At 69.4% G+C, this 16,274-nt stretch carries 16 protein-coding genes; 7 read left to right on the top strand and 9 right to left on the bottom strand.

All coding sequences use genetic code 11. The features are described 5' to 3' along the window. Positions 1 to 131: 131 nt before the first annotated feature. The gene (locus ABEA43_RS30310) at positions 132 to 2,240 is read right to left on the bottom strand and encodes a tetratricopeptide repeat protein (RefSeq protein WP_345567074.1); all 2,109 of its coding nucleotides are present in this window, start codon (positions 2,238 to 2,240) and stop codon (positions 132 to 134) included. Between the two features lie 246 nt (positions 2,241 to 2,486). Here ABEA43_RS30310 and ABEA43_RS30305 point away from each other — a divergent pair, with 246 nt between their 5' ends. From ABEA43_RS30305 to ABEA43_RS30295, 4 genes are all read left to right on the top strand, one after another. Beyond that, positions 2,487 to 2,927, top strand: coding sequence for a hypothetical protein (locus tag ABEA43_RS30305; RefSeq protein WP_345567072.1), 441 nt, complete (start codon positions 2,487 to 2,489; stop codon positions 2,925 to 2,927). A 193-nt stretch (positions 2,928 to 3,120) separates the two neighbouring features. Beyond that, a complete protein-coding gene (locus ABEA43_RS68235) occupies positions 3,121 to 3,519 on the top strand; it encodes a helix-turn-helix domain-containing protein (protein WP_425570381.1) in 399 nt (132 codons plus the stop codon). Continuing rightward, complete coding sequence (locus ABEA43_RS30300; RefSeq protein WP_345567070.1) at positions 3,452 to 3,676, top strand: hypothetical protein; 225 nt, start codon at positions 3,452 to 3,454, stop codon at positions 3,674 to 3,676. Before ABEA43_RS68235 ends, ABEA43_RS30300 begins: the two co-directional genes overlap by 68 nt. Positions 3,677 to 3,713: 37 nt before the next feature. Then, positions 3,714 to 4,184, top strand: a complete 471-nt coding sequence (locus tag ABEA43_RS30295) for a PPOX class F420-dependent oxidoreductase (RefSeq protein ID WP_345567068.1) — start codon at positions 3,714 to 3,716, stop codon at positions 4,182 to 4,184. Positions 4,185 to 4,221: 37 nt separating this feature from the next. Here ABEA43_RS30295 and ABEA43_RS30290 read toward each other — a convergent pair whose 3' ends face one another. The 6 genes from ABEA43_RS30290 to ABEA43_RS30265 all read right to left on the bottom strand — a co-directional run bounded on the left by ABEA43_RS30290 (position 4,222) and on the right by ABEA43_RS30265 (position 10,343). Beyond that, a complete protein-coding gene (locus ABEA43_RS30290) occupies positions 4,222 to 5,328 on the bottom strand; it encodes a Gfo/Idh/MocA family protein (protein WP_345567066.1) in 1,107 nt (368 codons plus the stop codon). Further along, complete coding sequence (locus ABEA43_RS30285) at positions 5,313 to 6,011, bottom strand: ThuA domain-containing protein (RefSeq protein WP_345567064.1); 699 nt, start codon at positions 6,009 to 6,011, stop codon at positions 5,313 to 5,315. Before ABEA43_RS30285 ends, ABEA43_RS30290 begins: the two co-directional genes overlap by 16 nt. Before the next feature lie 91 nt (positions 6,012 to 6,102). Next, positions 6,103 to 6,504: a hypothetical protein gene (locus ABEA43_RS30280; protein ID WP_345567062.1), complete on the bottom strand. Its 402-nt coding sequence runs from the start codon at positions 6,502 to 6,504 to the stop codon at positions 6,103 to 6,105. A 117-nt stretch (positions 6,505 to 6,621) separates the two neighbouring features. Further along, entirely contained in the window at positions 6,622 to 7,614 is a 993-nt protein-coding gene (locus ABEA43_RS30275) for a phage baseplate protein (protein ID WP_345567061.1), read from the bottom strand. 85 nt (positions 7,615 to 7,699) lie between these two features. After that, a complete protein-coding gene (locus ABEA43_RS30270; RefSeq protein WP_345567060.1) occupies positions 7,700 to 9,064 on the bottom strand; it encodes an acetamidase/formamidase family protein in 1,365 nt (454 codons plus the stop codon). Between the two features lie 103 nt (positions 9,065 to 9,167). After that, on the bottom strand, positions 9,168 to 10,343 hold the full coding sequence (locus ABEA43_RS30265) for an acyl-CoA dehydrogenase family protein (protein ID WP_345567059.1): 1,176 nt from the start codon (positions 10,341 to 10,343) through the stop codon (positions 9,168 to 9,170). A 208-nt stretch (positions 10,344 to 10,551) separates the two neighbouring features. Between ABEA43_RS30265 and ABEA43_RS30260 the strand changes: the two genes are divergently transcribed. Continuing rightward, positions 10,552 to 11,379, top strand: coding sequence for a CPBP family intramembrane glutamic endopeptidase (locus ABEA43_RS30260; protein ID WP_345567058.1), 828 nt, complete (start codon positions 10,552 to 10,554; stop codon positions 11,377 to 11,379). A gap of 8 nt (positions 11,380 to 11,387) precedes the next feature. Here ABEA43_RS30260 and ABEA43_RS30255 read toward each other — a convergent pair whose 3' ends face one another. Further along, complete coding sequence (locus tag ABEA43_RS30255) at positions 11,388 to 12,032, bottom strand: response regulator (protein WP_345567057.1); 645 nt, start codon at positions 12,030 to 12,032, stop codon at positions 11,388 to 11,390. Next, positions 12,023 to 13,717 carry a sensor histidine kinase gene (locus ABEA43_RS30250; RefSeq protein ID WP_345567055.1) on the bottom strand — a complete coding sequence of 565 codons (1,695 nt, stop codon included), beginning with the start codon at positions 13,715 to 13,717 and terminating at the stop codon, positions 12,023 to 12,025. Before ABEA43_RS30250 ends, ABEA43_RS30255 begins: the two co-directional genes overlap by 10 nt. Before the next feature lie 188 nt (positions 13,718 to 13,905). Here ABEA43_RS30250 and ABEA43_RS30245 point away from each other — a divergent pair, with 188 nt between their 5' ends. Together ABEA43_RS30245 and ABEA43_RS30240 are read left to right on the top strand one after the other, a co-directional pair. Further along, entirely contained in the window at positions 13,906 to 14,835 is a 930-nt protein-coding gene (locus ABEA43_RS30245) for an SPFH domain-containing protein (RefSeq protein WP_345567053.1), read from the top strand. Between the two features lie 44 nt (positions 14,836 to 14,879). Beyond that, positions 14,880 to 16,271: an amino acid permease gene (locus tag ABEA43_RS30240; RefSeq protein ID WP_345567051.1), complete on the top strand. Its 1,392-nt coding sequence runs from the start codon at positions 14,880 to 14,882 to the stop codon at positions 16,269 to 16,271. Positions 16,272 to 16,274: the final 3 nt, after the last annotated feature.

The following is a 16,274-nucleotide window of genomic DNA, read 5'->3' as shown; positions in this document are numbered from 1 at the left end:
AAACAGCACATGATAGGTGAGAAATGGACCTTTTACTGCTTTGGATCATGATGGGATAGTTAACTACTCCATCATGATCATATAGGGTCACCGCGCATCAGCGGTGGCCCTTTTTCGCATCTTCTGACAATTCAACCATCACGGTCAAAGCTCTCAATGCGTGCCTTAATGCGGAGATACCCGATAGATCCGTCCTGACCCATGATTTCTAGCGCATTCTCATACATTCGTCGCGCCTCACCCCGCCGCCCAGCACGTTCAGCCAGCTCCCCCAACCCCTCCAGCGCCGCGGCCCGACCCACCGAGGACCCCAGCTCGGCCATCTCCTCCAGCGCGGCGCGCAGCTCCCGATCCGCCTCGTCATGATCTCCCGAGGCAGCATGGGCATAGCCAAGAAAGATGCCCGCGCGTGCAAGGTTATAGGCGTCATCGACGCCAAGCAGCAGGTCTCGCGCCCGCTCCAAGTGGACCACCGCGTCCAGACCACGGTCCTGCTCCAAGAGCACGCCCGCGAGGTCGATCAGAGCCAGAGCCGTCTTCCGGTCGGCACCCAGCGCGTGATAGGCGGCACTCGCGTCCGTGAGCCGGGCGATGGCCACAGCGTGGTCACCGCGCCCGGCGGCAGCCAGTCCGAGCCGGCGCAGCGATCCGACCTCCCTCTCCCGCTCACCGAGCCGCCGCCAGATCTCCAGCGCCTCCTCGAAGCGCGTGACGGCCTCATCATGGCGTCCGAGGGCATTGAGGCTCAGTCCGAGGCGGTTCAGCATCTTCCCCTCGGCATACAGGTCGCCGCAGGAGCGGGCGGCGGCCAACCCGGTCTCCTCCACTTCGAGACGCTCCGCGTGATGGCCCATGAAAAGGAAGAGGGCCCACATGGTGTCGGCGAGCTGCCATGAGGTGGCTTCCCGTCCTTGCTCGTGCGCCAGAGTGACGGCGGCGCTCAGGTTCGCGCGCTCGGACTCCAGCCACTCGAGCGCGTCACCAGGGCCGCCGAAATCCGTCACCTCGGCGGGAGGCGGCTCGGCATCCCGGGGTAGCTGAGTGCGATAGGGCCGCAACCGGCGTTCCGCGCACGCGGCGGTGGCAAGGTACCAGGCGAGCAGGCGGCCGACTGCCGGGTCCCGGACCTCACGCTGGTCATCGGCCTGGGCCAACTGGGAGGCGTGCAGCCGGACCAGCGCGTGATGAAAGCGATAGCGCCCGTCGGATATGTCGGTCAGCAGGTTCGCGTCGGTCAGCTCCCCCAGCAGCCGCCTCGACTCCATCCTGGTAATGCCGGCCAGCGCGGCTGCCGCATCGCCACCGAATCTCTCTCCAGGGAAGAGGCTCAGCAGCCGGTACAGCCGGGCGGTGTCCGGGCGAAGTTCCCGATAGGAGAGGTCGAGCGCGGAGCGCAGTGCCACATCGTCTCCGATCGTCAATGCCGCCAGGGTTCTCTGCTCTTCGGCCAGCGCGGTGACCATCTCGCGGAGGGGCCAGCTCGGGCGTGAGGCCAGACGCGCCGCCGCGACGCTCAGGGCCAGCGGCAGCCGCATACACAGCTCGACCAGTTCGGAGGCCGCCTCGTGCTGCTGCTCCAGCCGGTCGTTCCCCAGTGCGACGCGAAGAAGGGTCAGACTCGCCTCGACGTCGAAGCGATCGACGTACACACCGCGGACCCCCTGCATCAGCAGGCCTGCCAGCCGGTATCTGCTGGTCACCACGGTGCTGCTCGCCGACGAGGCGGGGAGCAGCGGGCGCACTTGGGCGGCGGTCATCGCATCATCTAGCAGCACGAGGACCCGCTGGTCCCGGGTCACGGTGCGATAGAGCGCCGCCCGCTGCGCCAATTCTCCGGGTATGAGGTCCGTCGGGACGCCCAGGGAGTGAAGGAAATCGCCCAGCACCTTCTGAGGGGACACCGGGTCGCCGCCGGAGTGCCCTCGCAGGTCGGCGTACAACTGCCCATCCGGAAAATGAGAGCGGATCATGTGCGCCCAGGCCAAGGACAGCGCGGACTTCCCCACGCCCGCAGGGCCCGTTATCAACACGGTGAGCGGGACATCCGTCGGCTCCTCCCGCATGGCGTCGAGCTGAGCGATGACGGCTTCGCGATCAACCAGGCGCGGCCGTGGCGGGAGCTGGCTCGGCACGGGCAGTGAAGCCGCGGTATGGAAATGGACGCCCCCGAATACATCACGCGCCTGAACTAACGGACCGTGAACCACCCCTGTCACATCGTTATGCACAATTTCGGACAAATTTCGGTTCACCATCACGTCTTTTGGACACCAATCCCTGCCTGGCTCGGGATAATACCCACGTGCCACGATGACGGATTCTCTAGTGCACCGCAATCCACCGGCGATTTGTCGATCTCCATTCCAAGGGCACCCGGACGGCCCGCGCACCGCCTCTCGCCCCCCACCAGCAGCATTTACCGTTTTTTGCCCCATATGCGGCCACTCTTCGGCAGAATTCTGCGTCAGGCCAGTTCGCGGCGATGGATGGAATCCCTCCACAGAAAAGGCTTTACTCTGGAGAAAACTTCCCGCATCGAAAGAGGCGCGATGGACCCGAGCGTAATCCCCACTCTGGCAGCGGTCGTCACCGCGATAGTCGGGGGCGCCGCCGGAGAAGCCGGCAAGAACGCCTGGACCTCACTGACCGCCCTCGTACGCAGGCGTTTCGGCGACGACGCCCCCGCTGCCGCAGCGTTGGAGCTCACTGGCGCACATTCGCCGGAGGCGATCACCCAGATCTTGGTGGACCATGCGAAGGCAGATGCCGAGTTCGGGCAGGCGCTGTCCACGTGGACGACTGACGCGACCCACCTCGTCCAGCACAAGCATGACGTAAGCAACACGATCGGTGGCGACGCGCACATCAGTGGGCCGGTCATTCAGGCTGGTGATGTGCTCGGCTCGATCAATATCGGTAAGTCCTGACCAGGCCGTCGTCGTCGGCGACATAGATGACCGCGTCACGGTCGCCACGTAGTACGAGCACGGCTGCCGCGGCGCGCCACGTACCGCAGAGGGGGTATCCCTGGGCTCGCCCCGCGACGGATGTCAACGACGCGGCCGGGCGGAAGGCTGTTGGTGTGAGACGCATCCATCGAACACAGCCCTGGGAGCTCCCATGGAATCAGGAAACAGGCCGACGTTAGGCGCGCTGCTGCGGCGGTGGCGGGAGCGTGCGTTGCTGACGCAGGAGCAGCTGGCCGCGGAGACCGGCCTGAACGTCCGGACCATTCGCCGCCTGGAAGGAGACGCCCTGCAGCGCCCGCGCAGTGATTCGCTGCGGCGCCTGGCCGCGGCGCTGGAGCTGGATGAGCGGGAATGGGCGGCGCTGGCCGTACTTGCCCGCAGTTTCGCGGGAAGCGTTCCCAGCGAGAACGGCTCCGCCGGAGGCCATCGGGCGGAGGCGCGAGTCGGTCGTGCCGGACAGGGAGGGCCGCAGCTGTGGGTCCTTGTCGAAGAGGTGTGCCGGCGGCGACCGTGGACGTGGCCGCCTGGTTGCCGGCGGACGGCGCCCTGAGCGCGAGCGCTTCTCCGCCGCCCTGTACGCCGCCGAGCGCCTGCGCCTTCGCGTCATCCCGCAGGTGATCGCGCATCTGCGGGTCGCGCCGGACGGCGACCTGCGCGCGGAGCTGCGGGCCTTCGTGTCCCCAGGGCGACATGACCCCGTCGGATGAAAGGATCGGAAGCCGATATCACCGAAAGGCATCTGAGATGGCTCCGAACATCGCGACCGCCCGCCGCGTCGAACTGCCCGAGCTGCTGGAGTTCGTCCGGCCCAGGCATCACGGCATGCTGTCGACCACCCGCGGCGACGGGCGGCCGCAGCTCTCACCGGTGTCCTGCGGCGTGGACGAGAGCGGGCGGATCGTCGTGTCCACCTATCCCGACCGCGTCAAGGCGGTGAACGTCCGCCGCGACGACCGGGTGTCGATCTGCATCCTGTCGGATGACTGGAACGGCCCGTATGTCCAGGTCGACGGGCATGCGGAGGTGCTCGACATGCCCGACGCCCTGGAGCCGCTCGTCGAGTATTACCGGTGCATCGCCGGTGAGCACCCCGACTGGGACGACTATCGGGCCGCCATGCGCCGGCAGGACAAGTCGCTGATCCGCATCACGATGGACCGCTGGGGGCCGATCGCGACCGGCGGCTTCCCGGCGCGCCTGGTGCCGGGAGAGTGAGCGAGGCTGCGGGGCCGGGCGGCCCCGCAGCGCGTCATCACGACGGGCCGGGCTGCCAGTCGCTCGGGTCCAGGAACACCGGCTCGGGCCGGTCACAGGTGCTGGCGATGGTCACCGCCGCGCCGGAGGCCGCCGAGGCCAGCAGCGACTCCATGACGTCGAGCACGTGGAAGGCCAGCGAGCCGCCGGTGCGGGGCTCCCGGCCGGCCGGGGTCGTGGCGAAGTCGGCCAGGCCCACGCCGCGTCCGCCCTCGGCGTAGCCGGCCGACACGGGCAGCTCGTGCCAGCCCGTCTCCCCCAGCCGGGAGATCTGGACGGATCCGTCGAAACGGTTGGGGTCGGGCACGACGAGCGAGCCTGTCTCGCCGTGCACCTCGATGTTCGGGGCCTTGGTCGCCACGCCGTCGAAGCTCATCACCAGCGTGGACAGCGCTCCGGAGTCGTGCACGAGCACGCCGGTGACGTGGGTGTCGACGGTGACCGGGATGTCCTCGCCGCGACGGGGGCCGGAGCCGATCGTGCGCTTGACCCGCATCCGGCTGGCGGCGCCGATGACCGTCGTCACCGGGCCGAGCAGCGTCACCAGGCTGGTGATGTAGTAGGGGCCCATGTCGAGGAGCGGGCCGCCGCCGGGGACGTAGTAGAAGTCGGGGTTGGGGTGCCAGCGCTCGTGACCGGGCGTCAGCATCGTCGCGGTCGCGGCCACCGGCCTGCCGATCAGGCCGTCGTCGATCGCCTTGCGCGCCGTCTGCGTGCCCGTGCCCAGGACGGTGTCGGGCGCGCAACCGACCCGCACCCCCGCTGCGCCGGCCGCCCGCAGCATCCGCCCGGCGTCCTCGGCCGTCGCGGCCAGGGGCTTCTCGCAGTAGACGTCCTTACCGGCCGCGATGGCCTGCAGCGCGACCTCGGCGTGCGCGGCGGGAATGGTCAGATTGAGTACGACGTCAACGCGCGGATCCGCGAGCAGGTCCGCGACGCTCACCACATCGACCCCCGCGTAGGGCGCCACCGCCTCGCGCGCCCGATCGAGGTCAAGGTCGGCCACGGCCACCAGCCGGAGCTGCGGGAGCCGGTCGATGGTCTGGAAATACTGGGCGGAGATGGCGCCGCACCCGACGACGCCGATGTTCACCGGCTGGCCCACAGCAGGCCCCTTTCGACAATGGTGCGCACGTTGTCATCCTGCAGGACGTCGACGCTGTGCCCGGGGGTCGCGACGAAGATCCGCCCGTCGCCCCACTGCCGGGTCCAGATCGCCGGGGAGGTGACCTCGCGGTGCCACGGGTCCCACGGGCGTACTTTCTGGGTCGTCGTCGCGAGCACGTCGACGTAAGCGTCGCTCAGCACCCAGTATTGCTCGGTGACCAGGTCGAAGTCCGCGATCCCCGCGGTGATCGGGTGGTCGACGGGCAGCATGTTGACGGTGTAGGGGACGAAGTTGTCGGCCTGCGAGCCCGCCCGCTCGGCCGGGTCCTTGCCCGGATGGCAGGCGAACTGCCCGCCGATCAGGTGGAGGTAGTCGGAGGAGTTTCGATAGGAGTCGGCGATGCCGCCGTGCCAGCCGGCCATTCCGGTGCCCGCGCGGATCGCGGCCTCCAGGCCGCTCAGCTCCGCCTGCTCGATCGTGCCCATCGTGTAGCACTGCACGATGAGGTCCACGCCGGACATGAACTCCGCGTCCGCGTACGGAGCCGGAGAGTCTGCCCGATGCACCTCGAACCCGTGCTTTTCGAGGAAGGGGATGAAGAGCTCGGTGGCCTCGACGGGGGCGTGGCCTTCCCATCCGCCCCGCACCACGAGAGCCTTCCGGCCATGTTCGTCTGTCATGCTGCGCCAATCGCTCAGGGGGTCGACAGGTTCGATCGTCGCATCTCGTACCGACACGACCGAAGGGTGTCCCCCCTGTTCAGCTCACGGCTCAGTAGATGCGGTACTTCTTGCCGCAGTTGTCGAACTTGCCGGCCCAGCAGGTGAACGTGTAGACCTTCTTGATCCCCCGGCCGCTCCAGCTCCCGGTGACCTTGCCGTCCCAGGAGCGGTTGAACTTGTGCCAGCCGCCGTTCTGGTAGTACTCGAACCAGACCCAGCCCTTCTTGCCGCCGGCCTTGTCCACGCCGTACCACTTCGTGAACACCTTGCCGCCGGACTTCCACGTCTTGCCGAACGTGTACGCCTTGTGGTCGCTGGAGAAGAACTTGCCCCAGCTCGTCCCGGTGTGCACACTGGACGACGTCTGCGCCTGGGCGGCGGCGGGGCTGAGGGCCAGGCCGGTCACGGCCATCGAACCGGCCAGAGCCGCGATCGCGAGGGTCTTACGCATGTCTTCCTCCCGTTGTCCGTACTGCCGGTTTCGCCCGGCAGCAGGAACATTACGGAGACCCGCGACGATCATCTGTGCAGCAATCCACACATCAAGGGTGATCAGCGCCACAGCCGATCAGACGAACTCGCTCTTGTAGAAGACGCTGGCCTGCCGTACGCCCCCGGTGTTGGAGTGGAACCCGAAGGCCAGCCGCGGCCCGCTCGCATGCATCCAGACGGCCATGCCCTGCGGCTCGCGGCCGGGCAGCGACTCACCGGCCGAGGTCTGCGCGCGGTCGATCACGACGGACTGGCCGGCGCCGTTGAGGTCGGCGACGGTGATGTACGACGGGCCGTTGACCCGGCCTTCGAGCAGGTAGACGTAACGCCCGTACGCGGTGAAGCCCTGGAACGGGTTGTCGGTCCCCCACGCGCCGCGCGACGGCAGGGCCCGCTCCGCCAGGCGATGCTCGCTCAGCAGCCGCCCCGCGCGGGCGTCCTCCAGGTCGAACGCGACGATGCGCGGCAGGTCCGTGCCGGTCTTGTAGCGCACGAGCAGCCGGCCGGTGGAGGGGTCGATCGCGGGCTGCGGGTTGATCAGCTCATCGCCGATCGACGGCGTACGGTCCTGGACGGCCGCGCTCGTCTTCTCCAGCACGGCGCCGTCCTTGAACGCGAACCGCCCGATCTTGGTGCCGAACCCGCTGTCGCCCGACTTCCACTCCGTCCACAGATAGACCGATCCGTTGTACGGCTCCACCGCGATCGACACCCCGTGCCCGAAGTTGTGCAGCGTCATGGCGCCCAGTTGCCGGCCGGCCGTGTCGGTCTTCGTGATCCACAGGTCGCCGGCGTGGGCCGGATCGGTGTTCTGGGAGTTCACCTGCGCGAAGTAGATGTGCTGGTGCACGTTGTCGTACGCGAAGGACTGCATCACCCAGTTGGCGTGCAGCGACTTCTTCCAGACCGGGTTCCCGCCCGCGCCGCCCAGGTCGAACCTGGGTGAATCCGGCACTTCTGCGTACGCCGGGCGAGCGCCTAGAACGGAGCCGAGGGTGACCGCCGCCAGGCCTCCCCCTGCCCTGAGTAACGCGCGCCTGCTGAATCCGCCGGAAGGGACGTGCTGCATGGACGACCTCCATGGTGCCGAACGCGACGATTGGTGATCATCGTCACATATGTCGCCGACGACGTACAGAGATCATAAAGCCCGCTCAACCGGCGAAATGGTCCTTGACGATCACGCCGTGCACGCCGGTGGTCCGATCGACCACCTGGGACACCTCGAAGTTCGCCGCGGCGGACAGATAGGCGTAGGCGACGGCCCGGTCCATGCCCTGGTCGTGTTCGAGGAAGTCGAGCGCGTTGACGACCGCCCGCCGCATGGCCACGTCGAGGTCGTTCACCTGGCCGTTCTGGGACCCGTCCGGGTCGGACAGCCCGATCGGCACCCACGCGTCCGGCGTCTCGGCGAACGGGTAGCGGAAGGCGACGGTGGGGGCGTCCCCCGACCCGGCCTTGCACACGGTGAGCCGGAACGTGGCGCGCAGCGACCCCTCCATCGCGGTCAGCGCCGCCTCGCCGCCGCCCATCGCGTGGTGCGGGTCGCCGGTGTAGAAGAGCGCCCCTTCCGCGAACACCGGCAGGTAGAACGTCGCGCCCGCCCCGAGCAGGTTGATGTCGATGTTGCCGCCGCCGAGCGTGGGCGGGATCGAGTTGAGCGCGGGGTCCGTCGGCTGCGCGGCGGAGGCGAAGGCGACCCCCATCATGCCCATGAACGGCCGCAGCGGGAACGCCACCTCGCCCCTCCCGCGCTTCATGACGCCGCTCGGCACGCCCTTGCGCCCACGGCGTACCGGCGTGAACACCGACACGTTGCCGTAGCGGAGCGGGTCGCCCGTGGGCCGGCCGTCGGTCGCGACGGGCGGCATGACCTCCTCCAGCGTGATCCCGTCCGGCGCGCCGCCGCCGGACGTCCTGGCCAGCGCGCCCTTGCCGTGCCGGCTCGACACGACCCCGTACGGCACGCGCGGCAGCAGCGAGAGCATCTCGACCTTGAGCACGTCGCCGCGCTGCGCGCCGTCCACGTAGATCGGCCCGGTCACGACGTGCGGGCCGTCCACGTCGAAGTTTCGGGTCGTCGTGGCGTAGTCGCGGGCGATGGCGACGGCGTCCTGGAGCACGTTCGCGCGGGGGACGCCGTGCTCGCCGAAGTAGGCGACCGGGTCGCGGCCCTGGTCTTCCAGGATGCCCTCGTGCGAGACCGAGTCCACGGTGACCGTCTCGCCCGATCGCATCCGCAGCGCCGGCCGGCTGCCGACCGACGGGACGTACCCCCATCGGACCTGTTCGACCGCCGACGGCAGGTAGTGACGGCCGTGGATCGGGCCCTTGTGCGGCTGCAGGATCTCCCGCGGCAGCACCGGCGTGGCCGCGGCGGCGCTGCCGGCCGCGCTGCCGGCCACGAGCAGGCCCCCGCCCGTCCCGGTCACGACCGCGGCGGCGCGCAGGAAGCTGCGCCGTCCTAGCCGCGCGATCAGCGCTTCGCGCACGTGACTCGGGCTCGTCGGCACTCTCATGTCTCTCCTCGCAACCCTGGCGGCCCGGAATGTCACTAGAGCGTGGAGTACGCCTGTTACATCCCTGTATGCGGGAGGTTTCCGCCGGAGGGCGTGGAGCCGGTCAGACGAAGGCGCCGTACCCGGTGATCGCGCGCCCGACGATGAGCGTGTTGATCTCGCGGGTGCCCTCGTAGGAGTAGATCGCCTCGGCGTCGGCCACGAACCTGCCGATGTCGTAGTCGAGGATGATGCCGTTTCCGGCGAGCAGCTCGCGGGCCAGGCCGACGACCTGGCGCATCTCCGTGGTGCAGTACGCCTTGGCCAGCGCGGAGTGCTCGTCGCGGAAGGTGCCCTCGTCCTGGAGCTGCGCCAGCCGTACCACCATGCCGAGGCACGCCGTGGCGCTTCCGAGCATCCTGACCAGCAGGTCCTGCACGAGCTGGAACTTGGCGATCGGCCGGGCGAACTGCTCGCGCTCCTTGGCGTAGCGCAGCGCGATCTCGTACGCGGCCAGCATGATGCCGACCGCCTGCCAGGCGACCCCGCTGCGGGTACGGCGCAGGATCTTGGCGGTGTCGCGGAACGACAGCGCCCGCTGCAGCCGGTTGACCTCCGGCACGCGGCAGTCGGACAGCGTGATGTCGGCGTTCTGGACGGTGCGCAGGGCCATCTTGTTCTCGATCTTGGTGGCGGTGCAGCCGGGCGTGCCCCGCTCGACCACGAAGCCCTTGACCTGGGCATCGTCGATGTCACGCGCCCATACGACGATCAGGTCCGCGAAGGTGCCGTTGCCGATCCAGCGCTTGGACCCGTTCAGCACCCACGTGTCCCCTTCCCGCCTGGCGACGGTCCGCAGGCCCCCGGCCACGTCGGAGCCGCTGTTCGGCTCGGTCAGGGCGAACGCGCCGATCCTCGTCATCCGCCCCATCTCGGGCAGCCACCGCTCCCGCTGCTCCTCCGACCCGCACGCCGCGATGCTGCCCATGGCCAGCCCCGTGTGCACGCCGAAGAACGTCGCCATCGAGGCGTCCGCGTGCGCCATCTCCATCGCCAGGAACCCGCTCAGCAGCCCGCTCGGCTTCGGCCCCGGGCACTCGGGGTAGGCCAGCCCGGCGATGCCCAGGTCGGCGTAGCCCTGGACGAGGTCGAGCGGGAACTCGGCGCGCGCCCAGCAGTCGTTGGCGATGGGGACGACCCGCTCGTTGAGGAACTCGCGCACCCTGACGAGGGTTCGCCGCTCCTCGTCGTCGAGCAGGTTCTCGAACTCGTAGAAGTCTCCGGTCAGCAGGTCTGACATGGCTCGGCATCCTCCACGTTGTCGGGACCTGCCCGTCCTCTCCCCCGCCGTCCGCCGGATAGCCGATCCGCCTTCGCGTTATTACCGCAATTCGAGCAAAAGGCGAGGAAAGCCGGTAACGCGCGAGGAGCGGCGACCAGAAACCCGCCCTAGGGAACGGCCGGTCACCCGGCTTACCCGCGACCGTGCCTGATGCGAGTGTCGAGGCATGAAAACCCGCATCGTGCACGACGAATCCCCGCCCGTACCGGCCCAGACGTGGCTCCGGCGCCACCGGTTATCCGCCTTCTTCGTCCTGGCGTTCGCGTTGTCGTGGTGGGCCTGGCCGCTGCAGGCGTTCGGCATCAGCGCGGAGCCGGGCTTCGTGCCCGCCGGGCCGCTCCTCGCCGCGCTGATCATCCTCTCCCTCACCGAAGGTCCGGCCGGGCTGCGCGAGCTCGGCGGCCGGCTGCTGCGCTGGCGCGTCGGCTGGATCTGGTACGCGGTCGCGCTCGGCCTGCCGCTCGCGGTCATCGCCGGCACCTCCTGGGCGAACGTCGCCCTCTTCGGCGCGCACGCCCCCGACCTGGGCGCGCTGTCGCTGTCGAGCTTCGCGATGCTGTTCGCGGTGCGGCTGGTCAACCCGATGGACGGCCCGATGGGCGAGGAGCCGGGCTGGCGGGCGTACGCGGTGCCGCGGCTTCAGGGCACGCATTCTCCGCTGGTCAGCGCCTCGATCCTGGGCGTCCTGGTGGCACTGTGGCACCTGCCGACCATGGTCATACCGGGCGAGTCACTGATCGGGCTCCCGGCCACGTTCGTGATCACGTTCGTCTACGTCTGGCTGTTCAACCACACCGGCGGCAGCCTGCTGCTCGTGCTGCTCTTCCACGTGACGCAGGGCACGATCACCCTGGGCAACATCGGCTTCACCGGCACGGACCTGGCCCGCATGGAGTGGCTCGGCTTCGCCGCCTGGACCGTCGTGGCCGTGGCCGTCGTCGTCTTCGACCGTGCCGCCTGGCGGACCGCCCCGGCGACCGCCGTCGTCAAGTGATCGGCACCTTATGTACGCAGGAACAGCAGGACCGCCAGCACCCGCCGGGACTCGCTGCCGGTGGCCGGGAGTCCGAGCTTGCCGAAGATGCTGGACACGTACTTCTCCACGGCCCGCAGCGTGATCACGAGACGGTCGGCGATCCCCTGGTTGGAGTTGCCCGCGGCCATCAGCTCCAGCACCTCCCGCTCCCTGGGCGTCAGCTGGGCGAGCGGGTCCTCGTTCCGCTGCCGCGACAGGAGGGTGGAGACGATGATCGGATCGATGGCCGAGCCGCCGGCCGCGACCCGCCGTACCGACTGCAGGAAGTCGGGGATGTCGCTGATGCGATCCTTGAGCAGGTACCCGACGCCTTCCGCCGAGTCGGCGAGCAGTTTCATGGCCAGGCCGAGCTCGACGTACTGCGACAGCACCAGCACCCCGACGCCCGGATGCGCGGCCCTGATCTCCACGGCGGCCCGCAGCCCTTCGTCGGTGTGCGTGGGCGGCAGCCGGATGTCCACGATGACCACGTCGGGCACCTGGACGAGCAGCACCTGACGCAGCTCGGTGGCATCGCGGCAGCGCGCCACCACGTCGAACCCCGCATCGCCGAGCAACCGCGCGAGCCCTTCACGCAGCAGAACGCTGTCCTCGGTGATCGCTACTCGCATGGCAGCTCCGCCCGCACCCGGGTGCCGCCGCCGCGCGGGCTCCACACGCGCAGGCATCCGCCGAGCGCCTCGACCCGATCGGCCAGCCCCCGCAGGCCGCTGCCCCCCTCCGCGTCGGCGCCGCCCACGCCGTCGTCGGCCACCTCGACCACCAGGTGACCGCCCTCGCGGACGACGCTCACGATGGCCCCGGCCGCCCGGGCATGCTTGCCGATGTTGGTGAGGCTCTCGCACACCACGTAGTACGCCGCCACCTCGACCGGCTCGGCGACGCGCCCGTCCACCCCCAGGGTCAGGCGAACGGGCACCGGCGCGTGCGCGACCAGCGATTCGAGCGCCACGGCCAGGCCGTGCGCGGTGAGCACCGCCGGATGCAGGCCGCGCGCGAGGTCGCGCAGCTCTCCGAGGGAGACGGCGATCTCCGACCTGGCCTCGGCCAGCAGCGCCTCGGCCTCGGCGTTTCCGTCGAGCCTGCCCTGCAGCACGCCCAGGCCGAGCGAGAGCGCCACGAGCCGCTGCTGCGCGCCGTCGTGCAGATCGCGTTCGAGCCGCTGGCGTTCCTTCTGGCCGGCCTCGATGATCCGTACGCGGGAGCCGCGCAGCTCGTCGACGCTGGCCCGCAGCTGGACCTGCAGGCGGCCGGTCTCCAGCGCGATGGCGGCCGTGGCGGCCACCGCGTCGAGCAGCTCGGGCTCGTCCTTGAGCGCCGGGTCGTGGACCAGGGCCGCGATCTGCTGCCCCGCACGGTGGATCGGTGTGACCCGAGCCGGGTCGGCAGGCAGCACGAACGCCCGGCCGTCCTCGTCGGCCCAGCTGTCGAACTGCGGCAGCCAGTACACCAGCGACAGCGACGGATCCCGCAGCGCCCGGGCGAGCAGCGCACGCAGATCCACCGGCTCGGCCCGCAGGGCCACGACGAGCTCCCCCAGCGCCGTCCTGGCCAGCCGCGCCTGCAGCAGCCCCGCGAGGAAGGCGATCGGCGCCAGGCCGAGCACGACGAGACCGACCCGCTGGATCACCGGGAACGGCGGACCGCCGAACACCCCGGCCAGCAGCAGCACGGCGATCATCACCAGCCCGAGCGCGAACGAGTCCACCAGCAGGGCGATCGACCGCCGCAACGGCCGCCCACCGGCCACCCGCCGGACGACCAGCAGCCCCACCCCCGCGAGCGCCACACCGCTGATCACCACGAGCTCCACGTCATGGAGCAGCCGCGCACCGGCCGGCCCTTGCGGATCGAGACCGCCCATCGCCACCACGACCGCCTGCACCCCGATCGCCGCGACATAGCCGGCGACGACGAGCGCCTGATCGAAGCGCCCGCGCAGCCGTCCCGCCGGGTAGGCCAGGAACACGTGCACGATCAGCACCACCGGCAGCAGGTCCATCGCCTGCCCGACGCGGTGCGGGAACCCGTCGCCCGCCCAGCTCAGCGTCGTGGCCAGGGTGGCGAACCCCGTACAGATCAGTAACGGGCCGATCCGGTTGGCCGGGCGGCGCCACCAGGCCACCAGGCCGCTGAGGCCGTACGACAGGGAGAGCCAGTAGATCAGCGCCGCATGCGCGAAGGCGGTGCCGCCGGCCACGGCGAGCGCGATCGACCCCGCGAGGCTCGCCGCCAGTGCGGCGGCCACGCCCACCAGCGGGACGAGCCTGCCGGATCCTGCTGAGACCGCCGCCATCCGGCTCCCTTCCCGTCATGGGGAGGCGCCGGCACGCCAGGCGTCCCGCTCACGCTACGCCGCGGCTCGCCCCGATACCAGAGCGCGGGTCGGGGCAGCGGGCGGAGCCGGGCGCTGACCAGGACTTGACCATTTCCGTACCGACTCGGGCCGCTCCCCGGATCTAGCCTTGAGGGAGGGGACAAGCCATGGTCACAATCATCGTGCTCGCAGTGATCGTCGTGATCGCGGTCTTCCTGGTCGTCGGCGGCATCAAGGTCGTCGGTCAGGTCGAGCGCGGCGTGGTCTTCCGCTTCGGGAGGGTTCAGCGGGAGATTCGCCAGCCGGGCCTCACCTTGCTCATTCCGGTCGTGGACCGGATGAAGAAGGTGAACGTGCAGATCGTCACGTTGCCGGTGCCCGTGCAGGAGTGCATCACCCGCGACAACGTGTCCGTCGAGGTGGACGCCGTCGCCTATTTCCGGGTCGAGGATCCGTTGCGGGCGGCCATCGCGGTGCAGAACTACCTGTTCGCGATCGAGCAGGTCGGGCAGACCTCGCTGCGCTCGATCATCGGGAAGAGCGATCTGGACGATCTGCTCTCCAACCGGGAGGAGCTGAACAGGGGTCTGGCACTGATGATCGACAGTCCGGCGCTCGGCTGGGGCATTCACATCGACCGGGTGGAGATCAAGGACGTGCATCTTCCCGAGGGGATGAAACGGTCCATCGCCCGTCAGGCCGAGGCCGAGCGGGAGCGCAGGGCCCGGGTGATCACCGCGGACGGAGAGTTCCAGGCGGCGCGGAAGCTCTCCGACGCCTCCGCCATCATGACCGAGACGCCGGGCGCGCTTCAGCTGCGCCTGTTGCAGACCGTCGTGGAGGTGGCGGCCGAGAAGACCTCCACGCTGGTCATGCCGGTGCCCGTGGAGCTGCTGCGGTTCTTCGAGCGCTCGGCAGCGTCGGCAGGGGAGAGCGCCGCGTCCTCCGAGGAGCGGCCGGCCGGGGAGAGCTCCGGGTCCTCCGAGAAGCGGCCGGCGGCCGTGACGGACGCCCCCGCCGCGCCCGAGCTGGGCCCGCCGGAGCCGCGCCGCGACCAGGAGCGGCACGTCGACAACGACATGGCGCTTGGGACCTGAGCAGGCGGGAAAGAGTGGTGTAATGCCAGCTCAGGAGTGGTGTCATGGTCTCTTCGCGGAGCGTCTTCCGCCGTAAGCCGGTGGAACTGATCGCCACCGAGCACGAGGGCGAGCTGTCCAGGTCGCTCGGCCTGTGGCAACTCACCGCGATCGGGGTCGGCGGCATCATCGGCGCCGGGATCTTCGCCCTCGCGGGCGCGGTCGCCAATCAGACGGCCGGTCCTGCCGTGCTCGTGTCGTTCCTGATCGCCGGGGTCGCCAGCGCGGCGGCGGCGCTGTCGTACGCCGAGTTCGCCGGAATGATCCCGAAGGCCGGGTCGGCCTACACCTATGGGTACGCGGTCCTGGGCGAGATCGTGGGCTGGTTCATCGGCTGGGACCTCCTGCTGGAGTACACCGCCATCGTCGCGGTCGTGGCCATCGGCATCTCCGGCTATTTCGGGTTCCTCGTCGAGCAGCTGGGCGTCGATCTGCCCGCCTGGATGCTGGGCGCGCCCGGCACGGGTGAGGGGCACGTGGTCGATCTGTTCGCGGTGGTGCTGTGCCTGCTGATCGCCTTCCTGCTGAACCTCGGCATCCGCACCGCCGCCCGGTTCGAGACGTTCGTGGTCGCGGTCAAGGTCGCCGTGGTGCTGCTGGTGATCGTGGTCGGCTTCTTCTACGTGAACACCGCCAACTACACGCCGTTCTTCCCGTTCGGCGTCGGCGGGGCGATCACGGGCGCGGCCACGGTGTTCTTCGCCGTCTTCGGCTACGACGCGATGAGCACCGCCGCCGAGGAGTCGAAGGACGCCACGCGGCACATGCCCAAGGCGATCATCTACTCGCTGGCGATCTCCATGGTGCTGTACGTGCTGGCCACGCTCGTGCTCACCGGTATGCAGAATTATCGGGAAATCGACCCGGAGAGCGGCTTCTCCTCGGCGTTCGCGTCGGTCGGGCTGTCGGGGCTGGCGACCCTGATCGCCGTGGGGGCCATCGTCGGCATCCTGACCGTCATGTTCACGTTCATGCTGGGTGTCACCCGGGTCTGGTTCTCGATGAGCCGGGACGGGCTGCTGCCGCGCTGGTTCGCCAAGCTGCATCCCGTACGGCGGGTGCCCACGCGCGTCACCTGGATCGTGGGCGTCGCTTCCGCGGTGATCGCCGGGTTCCTGCCCATCAGGGAGGCGGCCGAGCTGACGAACATCGGGATCCTGCTGGCCTTCGTGGTGGTGTGCATCGCGGTGATCGTGCTGCGCTATCAGCATCCTGAGCTGCCCAGGGCGTTCCGGACGCCGGCGATGCCGTGGGTGCCGGCGATCGGGGTGGTCTTCTCGATCTGGCTGATCACCTTCCTGGCGCCGCTGACCTGGCTGCGGTTCATGGCCTGGTTCGTGATCGGGCTGATCGTCTACTTCGTCTACAGCCGCCGGCACTCCGAGCTCGAACCGTGACGT

It is taken from the genome of Nonomuraea rosea (genome assembly GCF_039539705.1).
Taxonomy (GTDB): Bacteria; Actinomycetota; Actinomycetes; order Streptosporangiales; family Streptosporangiaceae; genus Nonomuraea; species Nonomuraea rosea.
The sequence above is the reverse complement of the archived record's forward strand: the minus strand, read 5'-3'. Positions and strand labels throughout refer to the sequence as shown.